The sequence below is a fragment of the Saccharopolyspora sp. NPDC049426 genome, from assembly GCF_040676935.1.
In the GTDB taxonomy this organism is placed as follows: domain Bacteria; phylum Actinomycetota; class Actinomycetes; order Mycobacteriales; family Pseudonocardiaceae; genus Saccharopolyspora.
Genome location: NZ_JBFAPZ010000006.1, coordinates 287,503 through 309,889 on the forward strand (window position 1 = coordinate 287,503; position 22,387 = coordinate 309,889).

The following is a 22,387-nucleotide window of genomic DNA, read 5'->3' on the forward strand; positions in this document are numbered from 1 at the left end:
GAACACCGGGAACATCGCCAAGAGCGAACACGTACGCTGTCGCCTCGTGAACCGCCGTACCTGGACGCTGCTGACGAGTGTCGTGCTGGTTGTCGCCTTCGGTCTCCTCGGCGCGTTCGCGCGGGTGCCGTTCGTGGCGCTGGGCCCCGGGCCGACGTACGACACGCTCGGCCTGGATGGCGACCACCCGGTGATCGGCGTCGAGGGACATGAAACCTACCCGACCGCCGGTCACTTGAACATGACCACGGTATCGGTCACCGACCAGTTGTCGCTGTTCGGTGCGCTGGGCCTGTGGGTCTCCGGTCGCTACGCCCTGGCTCCGCGCGACGTCTACTTCCCGCCGAACAAGAGCGAGCAGCAGATCGAGCAGGAGAACACCGAGGCGTTCAACGACTCGCAGACGACCGCCGAGTCCGCGGCGCTGCGCTTCCTCGGCTATCCGCACAAGGTGCTGATCGGCCAGATCGTCAAGGGCAGCCCGGCCGACGGCACGCTGGAGCCCGGCGACCGGCTGCTCAACGCCAACGGCAAGCCGGTCACCGACGCCGCGTCGCTGAAGGCGGCGCTGACCGGGACCAAGCCCGGAGACCGGGTGGAGATCCGCTACCAGCGCGCTGACCAGCCCGAACAGGTCGCCAACGTGCAGCTGGGGCGCAACGACCAGCCGGGCGGCGACCAGTCGCAGGGCTTCCTCGGCGTCGGCGCGACCGAGCGCCCGGACGTGCCGTTCGAGATCAAGATCAGCCTCGCCGACGTGGGCGGCCCCTCGGCCGGCCTGATGTTCACGCTGGCGATCATCGACAAGCTGACGCCCGGCGAGCTCAACGGCGGCAAGTTCGTCGCGGGCACCGGCGAGATCGACCCGGCGGGCAACGTCGGGCCGATCGGCGGCATCCCGTTCAAGATGATCAAGGCCAAGGAATCCGGCGCCACGATCTTCCTGGTCCCGGCCGAGAACTGCGCCGAGGCCAAGTCCCAGGCCCCGGACGGCCTCCAGCTCGCCAGGGTCGCGAACCTCGGCGACGCCACCAAGGCGATGGAAGCGCTGCGCGCGAACCAAGCCCCAGCAGCCTGCTGAGCACGCCCTCTGAACCGCGTGCGAGCGGCGCAGCCGCGAGAGCCGGAGCTCAGGCGAAGGTGGCGTTCAGGGCCTTCAGCAGGTTGGGGGCCAGCGAGGGGTCGCTGAAGACCTCGTCCTCCTCGCCGCGCAGCCGCATGACGCAGGACTGACCGCCGCCGTCGCGCAGGACCGCGGCCACCAGCCGCGCTTCGCGCCGGTCGGGGTGCTCGGCGGCGAGCTCGCGGGCGCCGTCCTCGTCCTCCGGCAGCGCGGCCTCCGCCTCCGGCGGCAGCACGACGATCTCCTGCACCAGCGCGCAGCCGACGACCTGCTCCGGCCACTCGATGCGGGCCAGCGCCTCGCCGAGGTCCTCGGCGGGCAGCGACTCCTGCGCCAGCGGCGTCAGGGGAGAGGCCACCGGGTCGAGCTGGGCGGCCATCTCGGGAGCTGCGGCGATCATCGTCTCGGTCGCCACCAGGGCGAAGATCTGCGTCGGCTGGTCCCAGCCGGCCGAAGCGACGAACTCCTCGACCTCGCGGGTCGCGACGGGCAGGGCGAACCCCAATTCCTCTGCGGAAGGCATGGCGGCAATCGTCGCAGAACCGCCTTCGACGGAGGGAGGCGCGCCGAGTTGAACCGATCGATACCGATCTGTGTCCGAAAAATACCGTTCGCGCGGGGCCTTCCAGGAACTTCACACATGGGTCGTAGAGTTGAACATCACGAGGGAATCGTGTTCTCCGACGTGATTGCCAAGTTCAGCTGACCGTCCCCAGGAGCGTGCGCTGTGGCCATGCGGCCCCCGGTAGGAATGCCGAAACTATCCCGGCGAAGCAGAATCCTGCTGATTCTGGGCGGGGTCGTCCTGCTCGCCCTGATCCTCGGATCGCGGATGCTGGGCGCCTACGTCGACTGGTTGTGGTTCGGCGAGGTGGGATACCGGCAGGTCTTCACGACCCAGGTCGCCTCGCGGCTCGGCCTCGGCGTCGTGGCCGCCGTCTTCCTGGGCGGCGTGCTGCTGCTCAACCTCTGGATGGCCTACCGCAACCGCCCGGTGTTCGTCCCGGTCAGCGGCCCGGACGACCCGCTGACCCGCTACCGCACGGTTATCACCGAGCACTCCCGGCTGTTCGGCCTGGGCGTGCCGATCCTGATCGCCGCGATCAGCGGGCTGGCCGCGCAGGCCGACTGGCAGACGCTGCAGCTGTTCCTGCACAGCGTCCCGTTCGGGCAGACCGACCCGGAGTTCGGCAAGGACATCAGCTTCTACGTCTTCCAGCTGCCGTTCTGGCGCATGGTGCTGTCCTGGGCGTTCATCGCGGTGACCGTGTCGTTCCTCGGCGCGCTGGTCACCCACTACATCTTCGGCGGCATCCGGCTCACCGGCCGCAGCGGCCAGCTGTCGATGCCCGCGCGGGTTCAGCTCGGCGTGCTGGCCGGCCTGTTCGTGCTGCTCAAGGCCGTCGACTACTTCCTCGACCGGTACGACCTGCTGCTGTCCCAGCGCAACAACCTGTTCACCGGTGCCAGCTACACCGACCTCAACGCGGTGATGCCGGCGAAGCTGATCCTGATGTGCATCGCGGTGTTCTGCGCGCTGGCGTTCTTCTCGGTGATCTTCCTGAAGAACCTGCAGATCCCGGCGCTGGCGACGGTCCTGCTGCTGCTGTCGAGCGTCGTGGTCGGCGCGGTGTGGCCGGCGCTGCTGGAGCAGTTCTCGGTGCGGCCGAACGCCAACCAGCGCGAGGCCGTCTCCATCGAGCGCAACCTCGCGGCCACCAAGTCCGCGTTCGGCATCGGCGACGACAAGGTCAATTTCGTCGACTACCCGGGCAAGACGCAGCTGCAGCCCAGCGAGGTCGCCGACGACGCCGGCACCATCCCCAACATCCGGCTGCTCGACCCCAACGTTCTGTCGGCGACGTTCACGCAGCTCACGCAGCAGTACAACTTCTACGGCTTCCCCGACAAGCTCGACGTCGACCGCTACCGGGACGCCAACGGGCAGCTGCAGGACTACCTGGTCGCGCTGCGCGAGATCAACACCGACGGCCTGGCGGTCAACCAGCAGAACTGGATCAACCGGCACACCGTCTACACCCACGGCAACGGCTTCATCGCCGCACCGGCCGACCGGGTTGACTCGACCTTCAACGAGGGCGCCACGCAGGGCGGCTACCCGGTCTTCCAGATCAGCGACGTCGCCAACAAGGGCCAGGGCGGCATCCCGGTCGAGCAGCCGCGCGTCTACTACGGCGAGCTCGTCGGCCCCGACGACTACGCCATCGTCGGCGGCAACCCGGGTGAGGCCCCGCGCGAGTACGACACCGACACCCAGCAGTTCACCTACGACGGCCGCGGCGGCGTGCCGATCTCCAACCCGTTCCAGCGGCTGGCCTTCGCCGCCTACTACGGCGAGCGGAACTTCCTGTTCAGCGGTGTGATCGGCGAGAACTCCAAGCTGATCTACGAGCGCAACCCGCGCGACCGCGTCCAGAAGGTCGCGCCGTGGCTCAAGCTCGACGGCGACCCGTACCCGGCCGTGGTGGACGGCCGCGTCAAGTGGATCGTCGACGGCTACACCACGCTGAACAACTACCCGTACTCGAAGCTGACCGAGCTGGGCGAGGCCACCAACGACACCCTCACCGGGGTCGAGCGCCAGCCCAACCAGCAGATCAACTACATCCGCAACTCGGTCAAGGCCACGGTCGACGCCTACGACGGCACCGTCGACCTGTTCGCCACCGACGAGAACGACCCGGTCCTCAAGACCTGGGAGGGCGTGTTCCCCGGCGTGGTCAAGCCGGCCAGCGCCATCTCGCCGCAGCTGCGCGAGCACTTCCGGTACCCGGAGGACATGTTCAAGGTGCAGCGCAAGCTGCTGACCGAGTACCACGTGGACAACCCGGGCGACTTCTTCTCCACCCAGACCTTCTGGGAGGTGCCCAACGACCCCACGGCTCGCGGCACCGTCGGCAGCAGTGAGGGGCAGCAGCCGCCCTACTACGTGCTCGCCCAGGTCGAAGGTCAGCAGCAGCCGAACTTCCAGCTGACCAGCGCCCTGACCGCGCTGCGGCGGCAGAACCTCTCGGCGTGGGTGTCGGTGTCCTCGGACCCGCAGAACTACGGGCAGATGACCGTGCTGCGGCTGCCGACGAACACGCTGACCCCGGGTCCGAACCAGGTCCAGAACCAGATGGAGTCGACCCCCGAGGTCACCGAGAACCGGACGCTGTTCAACAACCCGAACGTCACGGCGATCTTCGGCAACCTGCTCACGCTGCCGGTGGCCGGTGGGCTGCTCTACATCGAGCCCATCTACATCCAGCGCAACGAGCAGGAGTCCTACCCGCAGCTCGCACGGGTGCTGGTGTCCTTCGGCGGCAAGGTCGGCTTCTCCGAGACCCTGCAGGGGGCGCTCGACCAGGTCTTCGGTTCCGGAGCGGGCCAGGGGACCCAGCCGGGCACGCCCGGCGCGCAGCCCGAGCAGCCGGGGCAGCCGCCGGCACCGGGGACGCCGCAGACGGGCCAGGAGGAGGTCGGCGCGATCCGCGACGCGCTGGAACGGGTCCGCAAGGCCCAGCAGTCCGGCAACTTCGCCGAGATGGGCCAGGCCTACCAGCAGCTCGACGACGCCATCAAGCGCTTCGAGCAGGGGCAGGGCACCGGCGGCTGAGCCGTCCGTGTGGAAGTCGGCGGGGTGGGGAACCGGCGCGGTTCCCGCCCCGCCGACGCATCTGAAGGCCAGGTCAGGACGGGTGCGGAACCGCTTAGCCACCCCCGGTTTGAACGGCCGTGACCCGGTCCGTAAGCTAATGCCTACAACAGAACGAAGCGGCTGGAATTTTCAGCCGACGGCGCGGGGTGGAGCAGTTCGGTAGCTCGCTGGGCTCATAACCCAGAGGTCGCAGGTTCAAATCCTGTCCCCGCTACTGGTTTGGTGTTCAGTCCCCCTTGGCTTCGCTGAGGGGGACTTTCCCGTTTCTCGGTGTCTTTACGGGGGCCGAGCCCCCGTAGGCCCCCACGGTGCGGTGGTTGCCTTGGGGCGACCGTGACCTTTCGGTGGTATTCGGCCTGTGTTCGCCCCGGACGTTTGAGCTGGGGAAACCGGTTTTGGGGACCCCGTGTGGAAGGTGTTTTCCGGGGGTGTAGAGTTCCTATTACAACAGAACGAAGCGGCTGGAAACTTCAGCCGACGGCGCGGGGTGGAGCAGTTCGGTAGCTCGCTGGGCTCATAACCCAGAGGTCGCAGGTTCAAATCCTGTCCCCGCTACTAGAGAGAAAGTGCCTCCGGTCATCCGGAGGCACTTTTCTTCGCGCTCAGTCCTTCAGGCCCTCGGCCCACTTGCGAGCGCAGCCGGGGGAGCAGACCCTGCCGTCGCCTCGGACCACGGCCGTTTGGCGCATGGTGCGGCCGCAGACCATGCAGGTGTCCGTCTCGGCGCCGCGCTGCACCGGGACCATGGACTTGGCTCGTTCGGCGACCTTCTGGGTCACCTTCTCCTTGCTCTCGTTGACCTTGGTACGCAACCAACTGCGATGCACGCCCGAACCTCCTGCTTTCCACGCCGTGCGCCCGCCGCGACCCGGCGGCCAACAGCAGCGTGAGGGTTACCACCTGTAGTTGTGCAGTTTCAGAACGTGATAACACCTCATTGCGCGGCCAAGAACCCCCATACAGGCGAATCAACGAGCGCGCGGTTGCAATCCGTGCATCTACCAGGGCTGCATTCGGGTGGGATCTGTGATCATCGAGCCCCCGCGCGCCGAAAAACCGGTAATCCCGGTCTGGGACCAATGGCGGAATGGTTCGTCCACTCGGACCAGTCAGGTGCAACCACTGTGGACAGAAGCGCCGACCACTGTGGACAGCTCCGTCGGGACGTGGCACCGTTGGTGTCGTGAGCGAGCTGAATGCGACATCCGCTGCCCTGTTGGGACTACTGCACGAAGGGCCGAAGACCGGTGGCCAGCTGGTCGCCGCGGCCACCGAGCGCTTCGCCGGGTTCTTCAGCGTCACCCGCAGCCAGGTGTACCGCGAGCTGCCCGCGCTGACCGAGGACGGCCTGCTGCGCCTCGGCAAGCAGGGCCCGCGCTCCAGTCAGCAGTACGCGATCACGGCCGCCGGGAAGAAGGCCTTCAAGTCGTGGCTGAACACCGCCCCGGGGCCTGACAACGTCCGCAGCCCGCTGATCCTCAAGCTGGTCTACTCCGGCACCCTCACCCCGCGCCAGCGCGCCGCGCTCGTCGAGTCCGCCCGCGCGCAGACCGCGGTGAAGATGGACGAGGCCCGCAACGCCGCCAAGACGGCGGGCGACCCCTACGAGAAGGCCGCCGCCGACTTCACGGTCGCCTACAACCGGGCGATCAACAAGCTCCTCGATTCGATCCCCGACTGAAGAACCTGTTCCTGGGCTCTTTTCGCGCAGCGGCGCGGGTGGCTGAGCTCGGCGGCGCTCAGGTGGCCGCCACGGCTCGCGGCCGCGCCACCCGCGGACGGTTCAGCAGCACCGGGTGACACCCGTCAACAACGGCTGCGCCGCTCGATCGGCGCAGCCGTTGTTCGCGTTCGCCCGCAGGCGAAAGCCGATCAGTGCCGTCCTCGTGGGCGGCCGCTCATCGGTGAAGTACCCTGAGCACTGTGAATCCCGACGTCGCGGCCTCCCTCAAGGAACTGTCCAACACGCTCGAAGGCATCGAGAGCGTGATGGATCTCGACGCACTCCGCGCGGAGATCTCCGAGCTGGAGCAGGAGGCGGCCAAGCCCGATCTCTGGGACGACGTCGACAACGCGCAGCGCGTCAGCAGCCGGCTCGTGCACCGGCAGGCCGACCTGCGCCGCATCTCCGAGCTCCGCCAGCGCGTCGAGGACCTCGAAGTCCTCTACGAGCTCAGCGAAGACGAGGGCGACAGCTCCGGTCTGGCCGAGGCCGACGAGGAGCGCGAGCGCCTCGCCAAGGACCTCGAAACCCTGGAGGTCCGGACCCTGCTCTCCGGCGAGTACGACCAGCGCGAAGCGGTGGTCACCATCCGCGCGGAGGCCGGTGGCGTCGACGCCGCCGACTTCGCCGAGATGCTGATGCGCATGTACCTGCGCTGGGCCGAGCGGCACTCCTACCCGGCCGAGGTCTACGACACCTCCTACGCCGAAGAGGCCGGCCTGAAGTCGGCGACGTTCCGGGTCAACGCGCCCTACGCCTACGGCACCCTGTCCATCGAGCAGGGCACCCACCGCCTGGTGCGGATCTCGCCGTTCGACAACCAGGGCCGCCGCCAGACCTCCTTCGCGGGTGTCGAGGTGCTGCCGGTCGTCGAGGAGACCGACCACGTCGAGATCCCGGAGAAGGACATCCGCGTCGACGTCTTCCGCTCCTCCGGCCCCGGCGGGCAGAGCGTGAACACCACCGACTCGGCCGTGCGCATCACGCACATCCCGACCGGCGTGGTGGTGTCCTGCCAGAACGAGAAGTCGCAGCTGCAGAACAAGGCCGCCGCGATGCGCGTGCTCCAGTCCAAGCTGCTGGCCCGCAAGAAGGAGGAGGAGCGCGCCGAGCTCGACGCCCTCAAGGACGGCGGCTCCAGCTGGGGCAACCAGATGCGCTCCTACGTGCTGCACCCGTACCAGATGGTCAAGGACCTGCGGACCGAGCACGAAGTGGGCAATCCCGACGCGGTTCTCGACGGCGACATCGACGGTTTCCTGGAAGCGGGGATCCGCTGGCGCCGCCAGCAGCAGAGCGTGGCCTGATCGACGCCCAGCGCGCCCGTCGAAACCCCTGGTCACCACTGGTGCAACCACCGCTGTGGGTGAGTGCGGGTCGCTCCATCGGGCGGGGGTAAACTCCCGGCCGTGATCCGCCTTGAGCACGTGTCCAAGACGTACAAGACGTCGACCCGGCCCGCTCTCGACGATGTCTCTGTGGGCATCGACAAGGGCGAGTTCGTGTTCCTCATCGGGCCATCCGGCTCCGGGAAGTCGACGTTCATGCGCCTCCTGCTGCGCGAGGATGTGCCCAGCCGCGGCCGGGTCTTCGTCGCGGACTGGAACGTCGCGAAGCTGCCGCGCCGCCGGGTGCCCCGGCTGCGTCAGCGCATCGGCTGCGTCTTCCAGGACTTCCGGCTGCTGAACAACAAGACCGTGGCCGAGAACGTCGCGTTCGCGCTGGAGGTCATCGGCAAGCCGCGCGCCGACATCCAGCGGGTCGTCCCGCAGGTGCTGCAGCTGGTGGGCCTCGACGGCAAGGCCGACCGGATGCCCAACGAGCTCTCCGGTGGTGAGCAGCAGCGCGTCGCCATCGCGCGCGCCTTCGTCAACCGGCCGCTGGTGCTGCTGTGCGATGAGCCGACGGGAAACCTGGACCCCGACACGAGCCAGGACATCATGCTGCTGCTGGAGCGGATCAACCGCACCGGCACCACCGTCGTGATGGCCACGCACGACCACGGCATCGTCGACTCGATGCGCCGTCGCGTCGTAGAGCTCAGCCTCGGCCGGGTCATCCGCGACGACGCCCGTGGCGTGTACGGCGTCGGCCGCTGATCCGGCGCGACCCGATCGCCCGGCCCGTGCACCCGAGGACCCACACCCCCGAACGGCAGGAAAGCTGACCCAAGATGCGTGCGAGCTTCGTATTCAGCGAGGTCGTCAACGGCCTTCGGCGCAACGTGACGATGACCATCGCGATGATCCTGACGACCGCCATCTCGGTGGGTCTGCTCGGTGGCGGTCTGCTGGTGGTCCGGCTCATCGACAAGATGCAGGACACCTACCAGGACCGCGTCGAGGTCGTGGTGTTCATGACCGACGACGTCAGCGCCAATGACACCGACTGCAGCCAGCAGCCCTGCGCCTCGGTCATGTCGGCGCTCAAGGGCGCCGAGGGCGTCGAGTCGGTCAAGTACGAGAACCGGGAGCAGGCGTTCGCCAGCTTCAACAAGGTCTTCGAGTCGCAGCCGGAGCTCAAGGACGTGGCCCGCGCCGAGGCGATGCCGGCCTCGCTGCGCGTGAAGCTCACCGAGCAGGAGCGCTTCCCGCAGATCCAGGCCGAGTTCGCCAGCAAGCCGGGCGTGGACAGCGTCGTCGACCAGGCCGAGTACCTGGACCGGTTGTTCGACATCCTCAACGGCGTCCGCAACGCGACGTTCTCGATCGCGCTGGTGCAGGCGTTGGCCGCGTTGCTGCTGATCTCCAACACCATTCAGCTCTCGGCGTTCACCCGCCGCACGGAGACCGGCATCATGCGCCTGGTGGGTGCGACACGCTGGTACACCCAGCTGCCGTTCCTCCTGGAAGCGATGGTGTCGGGTCTGATCGGTGCGGTGCTGGCGATCGCCGGTCTGCTGATCGCGAAGGCGGCGTTCATCGACAGGGTCATGGGGCCGGTGCTGGGGACCGGCATCATCCCGGCGGTCGAGTGGGGCGACATCGCGCTGATCTCGCCGATCCTGCTGCTGGTCTCCGCGGTGATCTCCGCTGTCACCGGTTACGTCACGCTCCGGCTGTACGTGCGGCTGTAGCCTGGTGCTCGGCGGTCCCTGCGGAAGGGGCCGCCGAGTTCGGCTAAACCGGGTGACACGAGGACTAGAGTTGTTCGCATGGTGAAGGAACGCGGCCGCAAGGTCATCTCGCAGAACCGCAAGGCGCGGCATGACTGGTCGGTGCTCGACACCTACGAGGCCGGCATCGCGCTGACCGGTACCGAGGTCAAGAGCCTGCGCCAGGGCAAGGCGCAGCTCGTCGACGGCTTCGCCACTGTGGACGACGGCGAGGTCTGGCTGCGCAACGTCCACATCCCCGAGTACACCGAGGGGACGTGGACCAACCACGAACCGCGGCGCTCCCGCAAGCTCCTGCTCCACCGGCACGAGATCGAGCGGCTGGTCGGCAAGATCAAGGAGAGCGGGCTGAGCCTGGTGCCGATGTCGCTGTACTTCAGCGACGGCAAGGCCAAGGTCGAGCTCGCGCTGGCGCGAGGCAAGAAGGCGCACGACAAGCGTCAGGACATCGCCAAGCGCGATATGGAACGCGAGATCCAGCGCGCCATCGGGCGCGCGCGAAAGGGCCGGCGCTGACTTGACGGCACCGCACGACGACAACCGAATTCCCGCTTGGCTGGACGAACTCGGCTTGCCGGGTCTGGTCGACATCCACACCCACTTCCTGCCGCCGAACGTGCTGGACAAGGTGTGGGCGTACTTCGACAACGCCTCCGAGCACTACGGGATGCGGTGGGACATCTTCTACCGGCACGACGAGCCCACCCGGGCGCGGCTGCTGCGCGAGTTCGGACTGCGAGCGTTCGCCCCGCTGGTCTACGCGCACAAGCCCGCGATGGCCGCGTGGCTCAACGACTGGGTTCGCGATTTCGCCCAGCGCACGCCGGAGGCGGTTCCCACCGCCACCATCTACCCCGAACCCGGCGTGGGCGACTACCTCGCTCGCGCGCTGGACGAGGGCGCCCGCTGCGTGAAGATGCACGTCCAGGTGGGGTCGTTCGACCCGCGCGACCCCTTGCTGGACCAGGCGTGGGGCCTGCTCGGCGAGACCGGCGTGCCGGTCGTCGTGCACTGCGGTAACGGTCCGATCTCCGGTGCCTACACCGGGCTGGACGTGTTCGAGGGCGTGCTGCGCAGGCATCCCAGGCTCACGGCGGTGCTGGCGCACGCCGGAATGCCCGACTACCTCGCGGCGTTGAACCTGGTGGAGCGCTATCCGCGGGTCCACCTGGACACGACCATGGTCGGTGTGGCGTTCAGCGAGAAGTTCGCGCCGCTGCCCAAGGACTGGGCAGCGCGGATCGCCTCGCACCCCGACCGGATCGTGCTGGGCACCGACTACCCGAACATCCCGTACCAGTACGCCGACCAGCTCGCGGTCATCGCCGATTGGGCGGGTGGCGACCCTCGGCTCGGCAAGCCCTTCCTGCGCGCGGTGCTGCACGACACACCGGCGAAGCTGCTGGGCTTGAAGGTATGAGGGATATGGGAATGATCGCCGGGGCCCGACGCGTTATCCTGTTGGACACCGGTTCGAAAACCGGTAGCAAGTGGAGCATGGACATGGGGGTGAACGGTTTCGACTCCGTACGTTGATCCTTGGGAAGCGTGCCGGTGCAGGCGGGAGACCACCGTGAGCGTCGCCGCAAACAAATAAGCGCCGACAAGAGTCAGCGCGAGTTCGCCCTCGCCGCCTGAGCGAGGAGCGACTCTGTCGGACCGGGAACGCCTCCGTCCCGGAATCCGGCATCAGCTAGGAGGCTCCTACCGCTGGGTTCGGTCGCGGGACCCAGCGGGACATCAAACAGCGACTGGGCTCGTCACACCGGCTAGTTCGCGTGATCGGTGGAGCCGAGTAGAGGCATAGCGGACTGCGCACGGAGAAGCCTTGGTGAAGCGACGGAGGACCCGGGTTCGATTCCCGGCACCTCCACGGACCTCGGGGCGAGGTGTGTTCGCGGAATGCGCGAACCATCTCGCCCCGTCGTGTTAGTTGCGGGGGCCGAGCCCCCGCAGGCCCCCACGGTGCGGTGGGCGCTTTGGCTTCGTTCCTCGCCCTTGTGGTGTTCCCGGCCTGGTCTTGGAAGAACCTCTCGCTCCTTCCGCTCCTCTCGCTCCTTCCTCGCCTCGGTGCTGTTTCTTGCCGGGTTCTCGCAGGTCTTCGGCTTCGTGCTGTTTTTTCTTCTTGCTCTTGCTTCTTCGTTCATGGGGTGACGATGGTGAAATCCGGGTTCGGGTTGGCCAGGTAGCTGAACATTTCGGTGATCCTCTTCGGGTTCCCGGTTGTTCTCGCGCGGCTTTGGGCGACCAGGTCGTCGGTGGTCGTGGTGCCCAGGAGGACCTTTCGGAGGTCTTGCTCTTCGAGGGTGACTTCGGCGTCGGGTTCGCCGGCCGCAGGACCGGTTCCTCTGATGTGGACCATGACCCCGTTGCGGAGGCGCTGGGTGTGCGACTCGCCGCCGTCGACGTTCCAGCGGATCGTGATGTCCGCGTCCCAGCACTTCGGACCGTCCACCCTGATGGCGAGAGCCGCGAAGAGCTGGTCCAGGTCCAGCGCGCGGAGCACGTCCGGTGACGCGGTCACCGTGGGCGTGCCGATCGGACCGTGGCGCAGTTCGTGGGCACCCATGAGGTAGAAGTTGCGCCAGGGACCGTTCTCGCAGCCGTAGCCGAGCTGCTCCAGGGCGTCCGCTTGCAGCGCCCGCGCCGCCTCGTGGTCGGGCCGGGCGAACACCACGTGGTTGACGACCTGCGCGACCCAGCGGAAGTCACCCTCTTCGAAGGACTCGCGGGCGCGTCGGACCACCTCGTCGGCGCCGCCCATGAACTCCACGTACCGCTCGGCGGCTTCGACAGGTGGGTGCTCCCACAGGTGGGCGGGGTTCCCGTCGAACCAGCCCAGGTACTTCTGGTAGACCGCCTTCGTGTTGTGGCTGACCGAGCCGTAGTACCCGTGGGTGTGCCAGGCGCGCTCCAGACCCGGAGGCATCTCGATCCGCTCGGCGATCTCCAGCGGAGTCATACCCGCGTTGATCATCCGCAGCGTCTGGTCGTGCAAGTAGGCGTAGAGGTCGCGCTGCTCGGTCAGGAACTCGACGACGCGGTCGCGGCCGACCACGGGCCAGTGGTGGGAGGCGAAGGCGATGTCGGAACCCTCGGCGAACAGGTCGATGGCCTCGGTGAGGTAGTCCGCCCAGGCGTGCGGGTCGCGCACCTCCGCTCCGCGCAGCGTCAGCAGGTTGTGCAGGTTGTGGGTGGCGTTCTCGGCCATGCACAGCGCGGCGTGGTCCGGGAAGTGGATGTTGAGCTCGGCCGGAGCCTCGGTGCCGGGGGTGAGCTGGAAGACCATCCGGATCCCGTCGACCGTCTCCGACTGGCCTGTCTCGGTGATGTCGTGGGTAGGCGGCACCATGCCGAGAGCGCCGGTCGAGGTGGTCGGGCCCAGCCCCGCGCCGATCTGCCCCCGCGGGCCCTTGGCCAGCGCGGCTCCGTACATGTAGCCCGCCCGGCGGGCCATGGCGGTGCCCGCGTAGACGTTCTCGCTGACCGCGTGCGCCAGGAATCCCCGCGGGGCGAGCACCGGGATCCCGGCCGCGAGCTCCGCGTCGGTGACGACACCGCGAACTCCGCCGAAGTGGTCGGCGTGGCTGTGCGTGTAGAGCACACCGGTCACCGGGCGGTCGCCGCGGTGGCTCCGGTAGAGCGAGAGCGCTGCGGCGGCCGTCTCCGCGGACAGCAGCGGGTCGATGACCAGGATTCCGCGGGAACCTTCCACGACCGTCATGTTGGACAGGTCGAAACCGCGCACCTGGTAGAGGCCCTCCACGACCTCGAAGAGACCGTGCTCGACGCACAACCGGCTCTGCCGCCACAGACTGGGGTTGGCCGTGTCCGGGCAGTCCTGGGCGAGGAATCCGTAGGCGTCCAGGTCCCACACGACCGCCCCCGACGAGTCGTGGATGAGCGGGTCCTCGGCGGTCCCGAGGAAGCCGCGACGAGCGTCGTTGAGGTCGCGGGTGTCGTCGAACGGGAACGTCTCCCGCACCTCCGCGTTGCCCGCCGCGATCGCCGGTCGAGCGGGCTGCGAGCCGTCTTCCAGGGACATCGAGACCTCCCGTTCGGCGGGTTCTGACGCCGCCTCCGCGACTCCCGGCCATCGTCACCGGCGACGTCCGCGGGCGCCAACCGGGCGCCGGAGCCGCGTGCCTACCCGTCCGGGTGATAGGAGCAGGCCCAGGTGGCAGGCGCGGGGTCGCGTTCGGAATGCGCGCGGGGCGCGGGAACCTACGCTCGGTTCGGGCGCGCGGGAGGGCGGTGCGGATGTCGGCGAACACGTCGGGGGAGCGTCGGGACGGGCCGGTTCCGCTGCTGCGCCACGCGCAGATCGCCTGCGTGTACCTGGCCGTGGGCGTGCTCGCGGTCCTCGCCCACACCGTTCGCGGCATGCTCGTGCTGGTGTTCCTCGGGTTCTTCCTCGCCCTCGGAGTGGAACCGGTGGTCGGCTGGTTGCAGCGGCATCGTTGGCGGCGCGGCCCGGCCGTCGGTGCGGTCGTGCTGGGCCTGCTGGTCGTCCTCGGAGTGGCGATCCTGCTGGTGCTCGTCCCCGCGTTCAGCCAGGTCGGCCACTTCGTGGAGCGCGTCCCGAGCCTGGTGTCCGGGGTCGGGACGAACCTCGGGTCCGGAGAGCTGCGCGCCCACCTGCGCGATCCGGCGTTGCACGAGCAGGTCAAGGCGGCGGCGAGCAGTGCGGCGAGCTTCGCCCTGCAGGCGCTCACCGCTGGATTCGCCGCGCTGGGAGTGGTTTTCGGCGGTGTCTTCGCCGCCTGCACCGCCGGCGCGCTGATGGTCTACTTCTCGCTCGCCATGCCCCGGCTCCACAGCGCCGTCGCACGCTTCGGCGAAGGGCATCCGGGCCGGGCGGACGCCGTGCTCGCCGCGATGGGCCGGGTCGGCGGCTACGTGACCGGTCAGGTCGTCGTGTCGTTGTGCGCCGGGGCTGCTTCGTACGTGTTCTTCCTGGTCGCGGGCGTGCCCTATCCCGCGTTGCTCGCCGTGGTGGTCGCACTGCTGGACACGATCCCGCAGATCGGCGCGACGCTCGCCTCGCTGGCCGCGACGCTGGTGGCGCTGAGCCAGGGGCTCTCGCTGGCCGTCATCACGCTGCTGTTCTTCGTCGCCTACCAGGCGGTCGAGAACTACCTGATCGCCCCGCGGGTGTTCGCCCGGACCGTCGAGCTGAGCCCGCTGGGGGCGTTCGTCGCGATCCTCGTCGGAGGTGCACTGGCCGGTGTGCTCGGCGCGATGCTCGCGCTCCCCGTGGCCGCCGCGTTGAAGATCCTCGTCCGCCACGCCCGGGTCGAGATGCGGGGGAGTGCGACGTGAGCCCCCGCGCGACGGTGAGCCGGGTCGAAAGTCCTCGTCAGGCTGCGGATCAGGGGAATCGGAGTGATGCTTGCCCGACAACACCTCGGCAAGGAGGAGGCGTTCGAAATGTCCAGTCCGAACACGGGACAACAGGCCGGCGGCGAGCGGCCGACCGAGCGGCAGACGTCCGAGCAGCGCCAGGCACCCGAGCAACGGCAAGCGTCCGAGCCGCGGCACGCGGCCGAGCCGCAGCAGGCGAGTGAACAGCAGCAGGTGGTCGGGGAGCGGCGGGAATGGGCGATGTCCAGGGCCCGGTCGGATGCCAGGGGAGCAGGATGGCTGGCCTTCGGTGGCTGGGTGCTGGTGCTGGCCGGTGCGTTCAACATCATCGCCGGGCTGACGGCGCTGTTCCGCGCCGACTACTTCGTGGTCGGCGGCGGCGAGCTGCTGCTGTTCGACTTCGGCGTGTGGGGATACATCTGGCTGGCCTTCGGCCTCCTGCAGCTGCTGGCCGGTGCGGGTTGCCTCGCCGGGCAGCGGTGGGCACGGATGACAGGGATCGGCCTGGCCGGGTTGTCGGCCATCGGGCACCTCGCCTTCCTGGCGGCCTTCCCGCTCTGGGAACTCGCCTCGATCGCGCTCGCGGTGCTGGTCATGTACGCCCTGGTGGTTCCGGACAAGGACGCCGTCGCCTGAGTCCGGCGGGACGCAGCGGCGGTTCTGGTCCGAACCCCCCATGACCGGAATCCGTTCTGTCCGGTCGGTTCGGACCAGAACCGCCAGCGGTCGACGTCCCTCGACCACCCGCCGCGCGGGCCGGGCCGTCTCGCCCCGGTCCGCTTTGTGGTGAGTGGGACGGAAGCGCTCGATTTGAAACGAACAGATTTCAGATTCTCCCCGTGATGTGAATCCACTCACAGCGATTTGCGTGACATCTGGCCTAGGTTTGCCCCCATTCGGAGTAGCGCTCATTCCGCTACGACCACTCCGATTGACGGGAGCCGATGTGGGTGAGACAACGGGCGGCCGAACCCGCTGGCACGTGTTCGGGCTGGTGCTGCTGGTCGGGATCTTCGGCGTCGGTCTGATGTTCACGGGTCTGTCGCAGGGCGCGATCGCGGCCTCGTTCGCCGTCGCCGGGACCAGCTACAAGGCCTCGGCCGACAGGCTCGACGCGCAAGGCGTCGTGCAGTACGGCTCGGTCGACCGCAGCGCCGACCAGGCCCATCCGGTGCTGGTCAACGGGTTCCGGAAGGCCGAGCTGGACAACTTCTGCCAGTCCATCGTGGTCCCTGGGCTGCCCGCGGTCGGCGACATCACCGTGAAGATCGCCGCGCCGGGCGGCATGAGCGCGGACAACCTGGTGCTCGGCATCCAGGAGGTCACCGGCGATCTCACCCTGAACAACGTCGAGATCGGCCGAGACGCCGGAACCATGGACAAGGGCCCCAACGGCGCGATCGGCGGTGCGGGGACGTTCGGCATCCAGGCCGACAGCACGCAGATCACGGGTCTGCGCCAGGTCGCCTGGTCCACCACGGCGTCCACGCTCAAGCTCAACCAGGTGCAGATCAAGGCCGCCGCCGGCCGCGACGAGTGCTTCTGACCGGGGGTGATCTCATGGCTGCGAACAGCACCAACCGCGCGAAGTTCCGCCGGTGGAGGCGTTCTCGCCCGTTCTGGGCCGGTTTCTGCACGCTGGCGGCGGGACTGCTGATCCTGTTCCCGCCGTACGCCTCGCTGAAGTTCGGCGACATCGTCGTCTCGCTGAACACGCTGACCGGGATCTCCGCGATGGTCATCGGGGTTCTGCTGGTGTGCTGCGGACTGTCGTTCTGGACCCGGCAGGAGTTCCGCGTTCCCGCCGGAGTCGTGGCGCTGCTGCTGTCGGTGGCCGCGATCGTGACGGCCAACCTCGGGTCGTTCCTGCTCGGAACCCTGCTCGGAGTGGTGGGCGCGGCGCTCGGCCTCGCCTGGACGCCCAAGCCGCGTCAGCGCGCGGCGGTCGAGGACGCCGATGCCTCCGCCAGCCCGGCCGGGGTCGCCGGAGGGCATGCGTGAGTTCGCCGGGACTTCGCCTGCTCGCGGGCGTGCTCGGTCCGCTGCTGGCGCTGGGCGTGCTCGCTCCGGCGGCCTCCGCGCAGGACTCTCCGGCTCCGGTGCCTGCTCCAGCCCCGGCACCCGCTCCGGCACCCCCTCCGGCTCCGAAACCGCCTGCGCTGCCGCCCGCCGGGGACTCCGACACCACGCCCGGCCCCGGTCGGTCGTGGACGATGACGGCCAGCGCCCTGAAGCTCGTCGGCTCGCGGTATCGCGGCGTCGTCGAGCGCGACGGGGTGCGGACGCTGCACTTCACGGTCGACCGCCTGGAGATCACCGATCTCGTGCAGCGCGGCGACCTGGGCAACGGCAAGATCCTCCGCACGGCGGCCCGTCCGGGCAGCGTGTCGCAGGTGGTCAACGGCCCGGTCGAGCTCTACGCGCAGGAGCTCACCGGAACCCTGGCCATCGCCCGCACCACGCTCACGGCGGAGTCGCTGGCCATGCCCGACCTGGACCTCGGGTTCCTGCGGCTGCCGGAGCTGACCTTCACCGACGCGATCGTCCGCAACACCGACCTCGCCGGTGGCACGCTGACCATCCCCGGCGGTCGGATCGGCATGGAGTGATGTTCACGCGCGGGCGCGGTGCAGGAGGTGCAGGAAGTACGGGGTGCCGATGAGCGCTGTGATCAGCCCGGCGGGCAGCTGGTCGGGTGCGATCGCGGTGCGGCCCACCGCGTCCGCCGCGCACACCAGGATCGCGCCCAGCAGGGCCGCGACCGGCAACGACCTGCTGTGCCTGCGGCCGACGACCGCCCGAGCCGCGTGGGGTGCCACCAGGCCGGCGAAGGCGATGACACCGATGGCCGCGACCGCCGCGCCGGTCAGCAGCACCGCGCACAGCAGCAGCCCGAGCCGCGCCCGGGGCACCGGAACGCCCAGCACGCGGGGAGTTTCGTCGTCGAGCGAGAGCAGGTCGAGTTCGCTGCGGGCGCCGATGAGCAGCGGGACCGCGACGACGATCGCCAGCGCGATCGGCACCAGGTGCTCCGGGAGCCGCCCGTAGGTGGAGCCGCCCAGCCAGGTCAGCGCCTTGGTCTCGTTCCACGGGTCGGTCAGGGTGATGAGCAGCGTGATCAGCGCTTGAGTGCCGGCCTGCATCCCGAATCCGATGAGCACCAGGCGCTCGCTGGAGAACCCGCCGCGCGCCGCCACCGCGAACACCACGGCCGCGGCCAGGGCCGCGCCGACACCGGCCGCCGTCGCCCGGGCCCAGAAACCGAGCGCGGGAGCGAACGTGATCACCGCGACCGCGCCGACCCCCGCGCCGCCGGAGGTCCCGAGAATGCCCGGCTCCGCCAAGGGGTTTCGGGTGACCGCCTGGATCGCCGCACCCGCCAGGGCCAGGGCGGCGCCCGCCAGCAGTGCGGCGAGGACGCGTGGCACGCGGTTGCCCATCACGTTCGACACGATCGGCCCAGCCTGTCCGCCGAGCCAGTTGCCGACGTCGCCGAGCAGCAGGATCCGGTCTCCCAGCAGCACCGACGCGACCACGACCAGCGCTGCGAGGAGCACGAGACCGGCCAGCACGAGACGGAACCGCAGCGCGCTCACCGCTCCTCGCGCGCCCGCCGCCGGAGGCTCGGACACCGTGCCCGACACGCGGATCCCACGCGCCAGCACCACCAGGAACACCACGCCGAGCAACGTCGTCACCACGCCCGCCGGAACCTCCAGCGCGCCGTGCGCACCGATCACCGCGCGCAGCAGGACGTCCGCGCCGAGCAGCAGCACCACGCCCGTCGCGGCCGAGACCGGGATCAGCGCGACGTGCCGGTGCAGGCCGGGCACGACGTTCGCGGCCAGCCGCACCAGGGCCGGTGCGGCCAGTCCGACGAAACCGATCGGCCCGGCGAGGGTGACGGCTGAGGCGGCCATCAGCACCGCCAGCGCCACCGCGCCGAGCCGAATCCGTCCGACGTGGACGCCCAGGGTCCGCGCGTGGTCGTCGCCGAGGTGGATCAGGTCGAGCTTGCGGGCCAGCACCAGCAGCCAGAGCAGCGCCACGAGCACCACCGGGGCCAGCGCGCGGACACCGTCCAGACCGTTCTGGCTCAGCGAACCCGCACCCCAGGCGAACAGGCCCTGCGTCTCCTCGGAGAACAGCAGCAGCAACATCTGCGTCACCGAGCTCATCGCCAGCGCGAGCGCCGTGCCCGCCAGCACCAGCCGCACGATCCCGGTGCCGCCGGTGCCCGAGAGCCCCAGGACCACCAGCGCGGCGCACAGACCACCGGCGAACGCGATCCCCGCCATGCCCAGCAGCGGGACGGACGCGCCGAACGCCGCGACGGCGACGATCGCCAGGTGGGCGCCCGCGGACACCGCCAGCGTGTCGGGCGCGGCCATGATGTTGCGCGACACCGATTGCAGCACCGCTCCGGCCGCCCCGAGGGCGGCTCCCACCAGCGTCGCCGCCAGCAGGCGGGGGAGGCGGGACTGGAGGATCACTGCCGCGTGCGCGTCCGGGTTCAGCACGTCGACGTCGGCCGTGCCCTGCGTCAGGTGCAGCAGCGAACCGGCAGCGATGAGCGCGACCAGCCCGACGACGACCAGCGGCAGCCGGGGTTTCACGCCTGGACCGCGGCGATGGCCGCGTCGACGAACCGCTCCATCGACTTCGGGCCGCCGAACGTCCACAGCGGACCGGGCAGGTGGTGGACCTCGCCGCGCCGCACGAACGGCAGGCTCGTCCAGATCGGGTTGCCCGCGAGGTTCTCGGCGAACGGGTCACCGGAGGTGGCGTTGTACCAGAACGGGACGTCGCCGAGCGTCGTCAGGCCCTCGACGTCGGTCTGCGCGAGCCCGTAGGCCGGGTCGCCCTCCATCCGCCAGGCGCTGGGCAGCCCGATCCGGTCGAAGACCGACCCGACCAGCGAGCCGCTGGTGTAGGGGCGGATGGTGACCGAGCCGGCGTTGACGTAGGCGTCGGCGAAGGCCACCGGCTTGCCGGACATGCCCGCCTGCTGGACCGCGGTCCTGCCCTGCTCGATCTTGGCGTCGAACTCGGACTTCAGGCGTGCGGCGGCGTTCTCGGTTCCGGTGGCCTTCGCGAGCAGGTCGACGTTGCCGAACATGGCGCCGATCGGGTCCTGCGCGTTCCCGCCCGGGATGACGACGACCGGGACCTTCGCCTCGATCTGCGCGAGCGCGCCCTCCGGGAGGTCGCCGGTGACGACGACGAGGTCCAGGTCGAGCGAGCCGAGCGCGTCGATGCTCGGCTCGCCGCGGGTGCCGATGTCGGCGACCGAGGCGTCCAGCGGGGCGGCGGTCGAGTACCGGCCGTATCCCCGCACGTCGGAGATGGCGGTGGGCATGACGCCGAGGGAGACCAGGTATTCGGCGGCGTTCCACTCGGTGGCCGCTACCCGCTTGGCGGGGTGGTCGAGCCGGACCTCCTCGCCGCGCGAGTCCACGACGCTCACCGGCGGGCCGCCGGCCTCCGATGCCGGGCCCGTCGGTGCCTCGGTCGTGCCGCAGGCCGTCGACGTCGCGGCGAGGGCGAGGGCGGTGACGATGAACGCACGTCTGGTGCGCATGGTGACTCCCTGGGGGCTAGAGCGAGGCGGTGTTGAAGCGTCCGACCGCGCGGGTGTGGATGCGTCCGTCGGCGCGGTGGACCTCCACCTCGATGCCGTAGGCGCGGGTGAGGTTGGCGCTGGTCAGCACGTCGTCCGGGGTTCCTTCCGCGCTGACGCGGCCGTTCTCGAGCAGCAGCAGGCGGTCGGCGACGGCGGCGGCCTGGTCGAGGTCGTGCAGGACGACGCCGACGCCGACGCCGTGCTGATCGGCGAGATCGCGCACCACGTCGAGGATCTCGACCTGGTAGCGCAGGTCCAGGAACGTCGTCGGCTCGTCGAGCAGCAGCAGTCCGGTGTCCTGCGCGAGACACCCCGCGAGCCAGGTGCGTTGGGCCTGACCACCGGACAGCGCCTGGACCGGGCGGTCGGCGATCGCGCTGAGCCCGGTGAGCTCCATCGCCCGCTCGACCGCGGCCGGGCCGTCCGGATCGTGCCCGGTCCAGCGGGAGCGGTGCGGGTGCCGGCCGAACTCCACGAGTTCCCGCACGGACAACCCGCCGGGCGCGGTGCGCTGCTGCGACAGCAGGGTGATCCGCTGGGCGAGGTCCTTGGCGGACAGGGCGCGCAGGTCGGTGCCGTCGGCGAACCGGACCTCGCCCGACGTCGGCGGGTGCAGTCGCGCGAGCGCGCGCAGGAACGTCGACTTCCCGCTGCCGTTCGGGCCGATCAGCGCGGTGACGGTCCCGGCGCGCAACGTCACCGATGCGGTGTGGACGACGACGTCGCGCCCGTAGGCGACGTCGATCTCCTGCGCGGACAGCCCGACCGAGGCCTGCGATGAGTAGCGCGACACACCATCACACTAAAGTGAGCCTTGCCTAAGCTTCAAGGCGGGGGTCGACATCCGGACGATTGTGGTCCGCACCGTCCCTGATCGATGTTTGAGGTGCCAGGTCGACTCGGACCACAATTGCCCGTTGTCGCGGCTGCCGCTGTTCCGGGGCCGTCGACGGAGCCGAGGTGGAGGCCCGCTCCGACGGTGCCGGGTGGCCGCGCTCGTGCCCACCGCCACGACCCCGGTACTGGAGCCGCTGCGATGCACGTCCCCGCCGAGATCCCCGCGGGCCGCTACCGGCTCCGCCGCTGGCGACCGTCCGACGCCGAGCAGGTCTTCCAGGCGTGCCAGGACCCCGAGATCCAGCGCTGGACGACGATTCCGGTTCCCTACACCGAGGAGCACGCCGAAGGCTTCCTCGCCGACGCCGGAGGTTCCCCGCTGTTCGCGGTGACCGAGCACGGCGACGACGTGCTCGGCTCGTTCGGGCTGGTCGCCGTCGAGGACGACCGCGCCGAGGTCGGCTGCTGGGTCGCCCCCTGGGCCCGCAGGCTCGGGGTGGGGGAGTCCGCGGGACGCGCCCTGGCGGACTGGGCGCTCGACGACACCGGGCTGACCAGGCTGGAGTGGGTCGCGGACGCCGCCAACGGAGCCTCGCTGCGGCTGGCCGAGCGGATCGGGTTCACGCCCGCCCGGATGTTGCCCGGCCACCTGGAGAACCGCGACGGCACCTTCTCGGACGCCGTGCTCGCGGTGTTGCGCGAGGCCCGCTGACGTTCGACCCCACCGCGTCGTCACCGGATTCCGGCGCCACCTCACCGGTTTCGGCCACCGAACGGCTCGATGCGGTCGGCCGTCCGCGCCGCCGCCGAGGCCGTCCACGCGGTCCGCGCGCAGGTCAGCCCGCCCGCCGACGTCGAATCCGAGACCCCGGAGGAGACCGCCCGGCTGGTCCTCGACACCCTGGGGCGATGATGACGGTGAACAGGCGCTGAAACCGAGC

At 69.6% G+C, this 22,387-nt stretch carries 21 protein-coding genes, 2 tRNA genes and 1 other RNA gene; 18 read left to right on the forward strand and 6 right to left on the reverse strand.

Annotated features, from left to right (window positions below):
• The first annotated feature begins 46 nt into the window (after positions 1-46).
• Entirely contained in the window at positions 47-1,081 is a 1,035-nt protein-coding gene (locus AB0J78_RS15495; protein ID WP_363789579.1) for a PDZ domain-containing protein, read from the forward strand.
• Between the two features lie 49 nt (positions 1,082-1,130).
• Here the strand turns inward: AB0J78_RS15495 and AB0J78_RS15500 are convergent, their stop codons facing one another.
• On the reverse strand, positions 1,131-1,646 hold the full coding sequence (locus AB0J78_RS15500) for a PPA1309 family protein (protein ID WP_363789580.1): 516 nt from the start codon (positions 1,644-1,646) through the stop codon (positions 1,131-1,133).
• Positions 1,647-1,856: 210 nt separating this feature from the next.
• Between AB0J78_RS15500 and AB0J78_RS15505 the strand changes: the two genes are divergently transcribed.
• The 3 genes from AB0J78_RS15505 (at position 1,857) to AB0J78_RS15515 (ending at position 5,339) form a co-directional block, all read left to right on the forward strand.
• Positions 1,857-4,742: a UPF0182 family protein gene (locus AB0J78_RS15505; RefSeq protein ID WP_363789751.1), complete on the forward strand. Its 2,886-nt coding sequence runs from the start codon at positions 1,857-1,859 to the stop codon at positions 4,740-4,742.
• Positions 4,743-4,924: 182 nt separating this feature from the next.
• Positions 4,925-4,998: transfer RNA gene (locus AB0J78_RS15510), tRNA-Met, on the forward strand.
• 267 nt (positions 4,999-5,265) lie between these two features.
• A tRNA-Met gene (locus AB0J78_RS15515) sits at positions 5,266-5,339 on the forward strand.
• Positions 5,340-5,386: 47 nt separating this feature from the next.
• Here AB0J78_RS15515 and AB0J78_RS15520 read toward each other — a convergent pair.
• Positions 5,387-5,611: a hypothetical protein gene (locus AB0J78_RS15520; protein WP_363789581.1), complete on the reverse strand. Its 225-nt coding sequence runs from the start codon at positions 5,609-5,611 to the stop codon at positions 5,387-5,389.
• 356 nt (positions 5,612-5,967) lie between these two features.
• On the opposite strand from AB0J78_RS15520, the gene AB0J78_RS15525 reads away from it, so the two are divergent.
• The 7 genes from AB0J78_RS15525 to ssrA all read left to right on the forward strand — a co-directional run bounded on the left by AB0J78_RS15525 (position 5,968) and on the right by ssrA (position 11,498).
• A complete protein-coding gene (locus AB0J78_RS15525) occupies positions 5,968-6,465 on the forward strand; it encodes a helix-turn-helix transcriptional regulator (protein ID WP_132672950.1) in 498 nt (165 codons plus the stop codon).
• A gap of 242 nt (positions 6,466-6,707) precedes the next feature.
• Positions 6,708-7,814, forward strand: coding sequence for a peptide chain release factor 2 (gene prfB / locus AB0J78_RS15530; protein ID WP_363789582.1), 1,107 nt, complete (start codon positions 6,708-6,710; stop codon positions 7,812-7,814).
• Between the two features lie 102 nt (positions 7,815-7,916).
• The gene (gene ftsE / locus AB0J78_RS15535; protein WP_132625127.1) at positions 7,917-8,606 is read left to right on the forward strand and encodes a cell division ATP-binding protein FtsE; all 690 of its coding nucleotides are present in this window, start codon (positions 7,917-7,919) and stop codon (positions 8,604-8,606) included.
• 74 nt (positions 8,607-8,680) lie between these two features.
• Positions 8,681-9,583: a permease-like cell division protein FtsX gene (gene ftsX, locus AB0J78_RS15540; protein WP_363789584.1), complete on the forward strand. Its 903-nt coding sequence runs from the start codon at positions 8,681-8,683 to the stop codon at positions 9,581-9,583.
• Positions 9,584-9,661: 78 nt separating this feature from the next.
• Complete coding sequence (gene smpB, locus AB0J78_RS15545) at positions 9,662-10,138, forward strand: SsrA-binding protein SmpB (RefSeq protein WP_363789585.1); 477 nt, start codon at positions 9,662-9,664, stop codon at positions 10,136-10,138.
• 1 nt (position 10,139) lies between these two features.
• The gene (locus AB0J78_RS15550) at positions 10,140-11,042 is read left to right on the forward strand and encodes an amidohydrolase family protein (RefSeq protein ID WP_363789586.1); all 903 of its coding nucleotides are present in this window, start codon (positions 10,140-10,142) and stop codon (positions 11,040-11,042) included.
• Positions 11,043-11,127: 85 nt separating this feature from the next.
• Positions 11,128-11,498: a transfer-messenger RNA gene (gene ssrA / locus AB0J78_RS15555) on the forward strand.
• A gap of 267 nt (positions 11,499-11,765) precedes the next feature.
• On the opposite strand, the gene AB0J78_RS15560 is transcribed toward ssrA, so the two are convergent.
• Positions 11,766-13,667 (reverse strand): alkyl sulfatase dimerization domain-containing protein, encoded by a 1,902-nt coding sequence (locus AB0J78_RS15560; RefSeq protein ID WP_363789587.1) that lies wholly within the window; start codon positions 13,665-13,667, stop codon positions 11,766-11,768.
• A gap of 215 nt (positions 13,668-13,882) precedes the next feature.
• On the opposite strand from AB0J78_RS15560, the gene AB0J78_RS15565 reads away from it, so the two are divergent.
• The 5 genes from AB0J78_RS15565 to AB0J78_RS15585 all read left to right on the forward strand — a co-directional run bounded on the left by AB0J78_RS15565 (position 13,883) and on the right by AB0J78_RS15585 (position 17,595).
• Positions 13,883-14,944, forward strand: coding sequence for an AI-2E family transporter (locus tag AB0J78_RS15565; RefSeq protein WP_363789588.1), 1,062 nt, complete (start codon positions 13,883-13,885; stop codon positions 14,942-14,944).
• Between the two features lie 108 nt (positions 14,945-15,052).
• Positions 15,053-15,622, forward strand: a complete 570-nt coding sequence (locus AB0J78_RS15570) for a hypothetical protein (RefSeq protein WP_363789589.1) — start codon at positions 15,053-15,055, stop codon at positions 15,620-15,622.
• Positions 15,623-15,932: 310 nt separating this feature from the next.
• A complete protein-coding gene (locus AB0J78_RS15575) occupies positions 15,933-16,532 on the forward strand; it encodes a DUF6230 family protein (RefSeq protein WP_363789590.1) in 600 nt (199 codons plus the stop codon).
• A 14-nt stretch (positions 16,533-16,546) separates the two neighbouring features.
• Positions 16,547-16,987, forward strand: a complete 441-nt coding sequence (locus AB0J78_RS15580; RefSeq protein WP_363789591.1) for a DUF6114 domain-containing protein — start codon at positions 16,547-16,549, stop codon at positions 16,985-16,987.
• The gene (locus tag AB0J78_RS15585; RefSeq protein WP_363789592.1) at positions 16,984-17,595 is read left to right on the forward strand and encodes a hypothetical protein; all 612 of its coding nucleotides are present in this window, start codon (positions 16,984-16,986) and stop codon (positions 17,593-17,595) included. Before AB0J78_RS15580 ends, AB0J78_RS15585 begins: the two co-directional genes overlap by 4 nt.
• Positions 17,596-17,598: 3 nt before the next feature.
• On the opposite strand, the gene AB0J78_RS15590 is transcribed toward AB0J78_RS15585, so the two are convergent.
• Genes AB0J78_RS15590 through AB0J78_RS15600 form a run of 3 tightly spaced genes read right to left on the reverse strand, consistent with a single transcriptional unit; the run spans position 17,599 to position 21,369 of the window.
• Positions 17,599-19,602 (reverse strand): iron ABC transporter permease, encoded by a 2,004-nt coding sequence (locus AB0J78_RS15590; protein ID WP_363789593.1) that lies wholly within the window; start codon positions 19,600-19,602, stop codon positions 17,599-17,601.
• The gene (locus AB0J78_RS15595) at positions 19,599-20,567 is read right to left on the reverse strand and encodes an iron-siderophore ABC transporter substrate-binding protein (RefSeq protein ID WP_363789594.1); all 969 of its coding nucleotides are present in this window, start codon (positions 20,565-20,567) and stop codon (positions 19,599-19,601) included. The genes AB0J78_RS15590 and AB0J78_RS15595 overlap by 4 nt, the downstream gene beginning before the upstream one ends.
• A gap of 16 nt (positions 20,568-20,583) precedes the next feature.
• A complete protein-coding gene (locus tag AB0J78_RS15600) occupies positions 20,584-21,369 on the reverse strand; it encodes an ABC transporter ATP-binding protein (protein WP_363789752.1) in 786 nt (261 codons plus the stop codon).
• Positions 21,370-21,645: 276 nt separating this feature from the next.
• On the opposite strand from AB0J78_RS15600, the gene AB0J78_RS15605 reads away from it, so the two are divergent.
• Positions 21,646-22,158, forward strand: a complete 513-nt coding sequence (locus AB0J78_RS15605; protein WP_363789595.1) for a GNAT family N-acetyltransferase — start codon at positions 21,646-21,648, stop codon at positions 22,156-22,158.
• Positions 22,159-22,227: 69 nt separating this feature from the next.
• Positions 22,228-22,359 carry a hypothetical protein gene (locus AB0J78_RS15610; protein WP_363789596.1) on the forward strand — a complete coding sequence of 44 codons (132 nt, stop codon included), beginning with the start codon at positions 22,228-22,230 and terminating at the stop codon, positions 22,357-22,359.
• The last annotated feature ends 28 nt before the right edge of the window (positions 22,360-22,387 follow it).

Bases quoted from the DNA above. Each gene is read 5' to 3' on its own strand.
- AB0J78_RS15595 (WP_363789594.1), bottom strand. From the start codon at position 20,567: ATGCGCACCAGACGTGCGTTCATCGTCACCGCCCTCGCCCTCGCCGCG.
- ftsX (WP_363789584.1), top strand. From the start codon at position 8,681: ATGCGTGCGAGCTTCGTATTCAGCGAGGTCGTCAACGGCCTTCGGCGC.
- AB0J78_RS15610 (WP_363789596.1), top strand. From the start codon at position 22,228: ATGCGGTCGGCCGTCCGCGCCGCCGCCGAGGCCGTCCACGCGGTCCGC.
- AB0J78_RS15560 (WP_363789587.1), bottom strand. From the start codon at position 13,667: ATGTCCCTGGAAGACGGCTCGCAGCCCGCTCGACCGGCGATCGCGGCG.
- AB0J78_RS15570 (WP_363789589.1), top strand. From the start codon at position 15,053: ATGTCCAGTCCGAACACGGGACAACAGGCCGGCGGCGAGCGGCCGACC.
- smpB (WP_363789585.1), top strand. From the start codon at position 9,662: ATGGTGAAGGAACGCGGCCGCAAGGTCATCTCGCAGAACCGCAAGGCG.
- AB0J78_RS15565 (WP_363789588.1), top strand. From the start codon at position 13,883: ATGTCGGCGAACACGTCGGGGGAGCGTCGGGACGGGCCGGTTCCGCTG.
- AB0J78_RS15605 (WP_363789595.1), top strand. From the start codon at position 21,646: ATGCACGTCCCCGCCGAGATCCCCGCGGGCCGCTACCGGCTCCGCCGC.
- AB0J78_RS15580 (WP_363789591.1), top strand. From the start codon at position 16,547: ATGGCTGCGAACAGCACCAACCGCGCGAAGTTCCGCCGGTGGAGGCGT.
- AB0J78_RS15500 (WP_363789580.1), bottom strand. From the start codon at position 1,646: ATGCCTTCCGCAGAGGAATTGGGGTTCGCCCTGCCCGTCGCGACCCGC.
- AB0J78_RS15505 (WP_363789751.1), top strand. From the start codon at position 1,857: ATGCGGCCCCCGGTAGGAATGCCGAAACTATCCCGGCGAAGCAGAATC.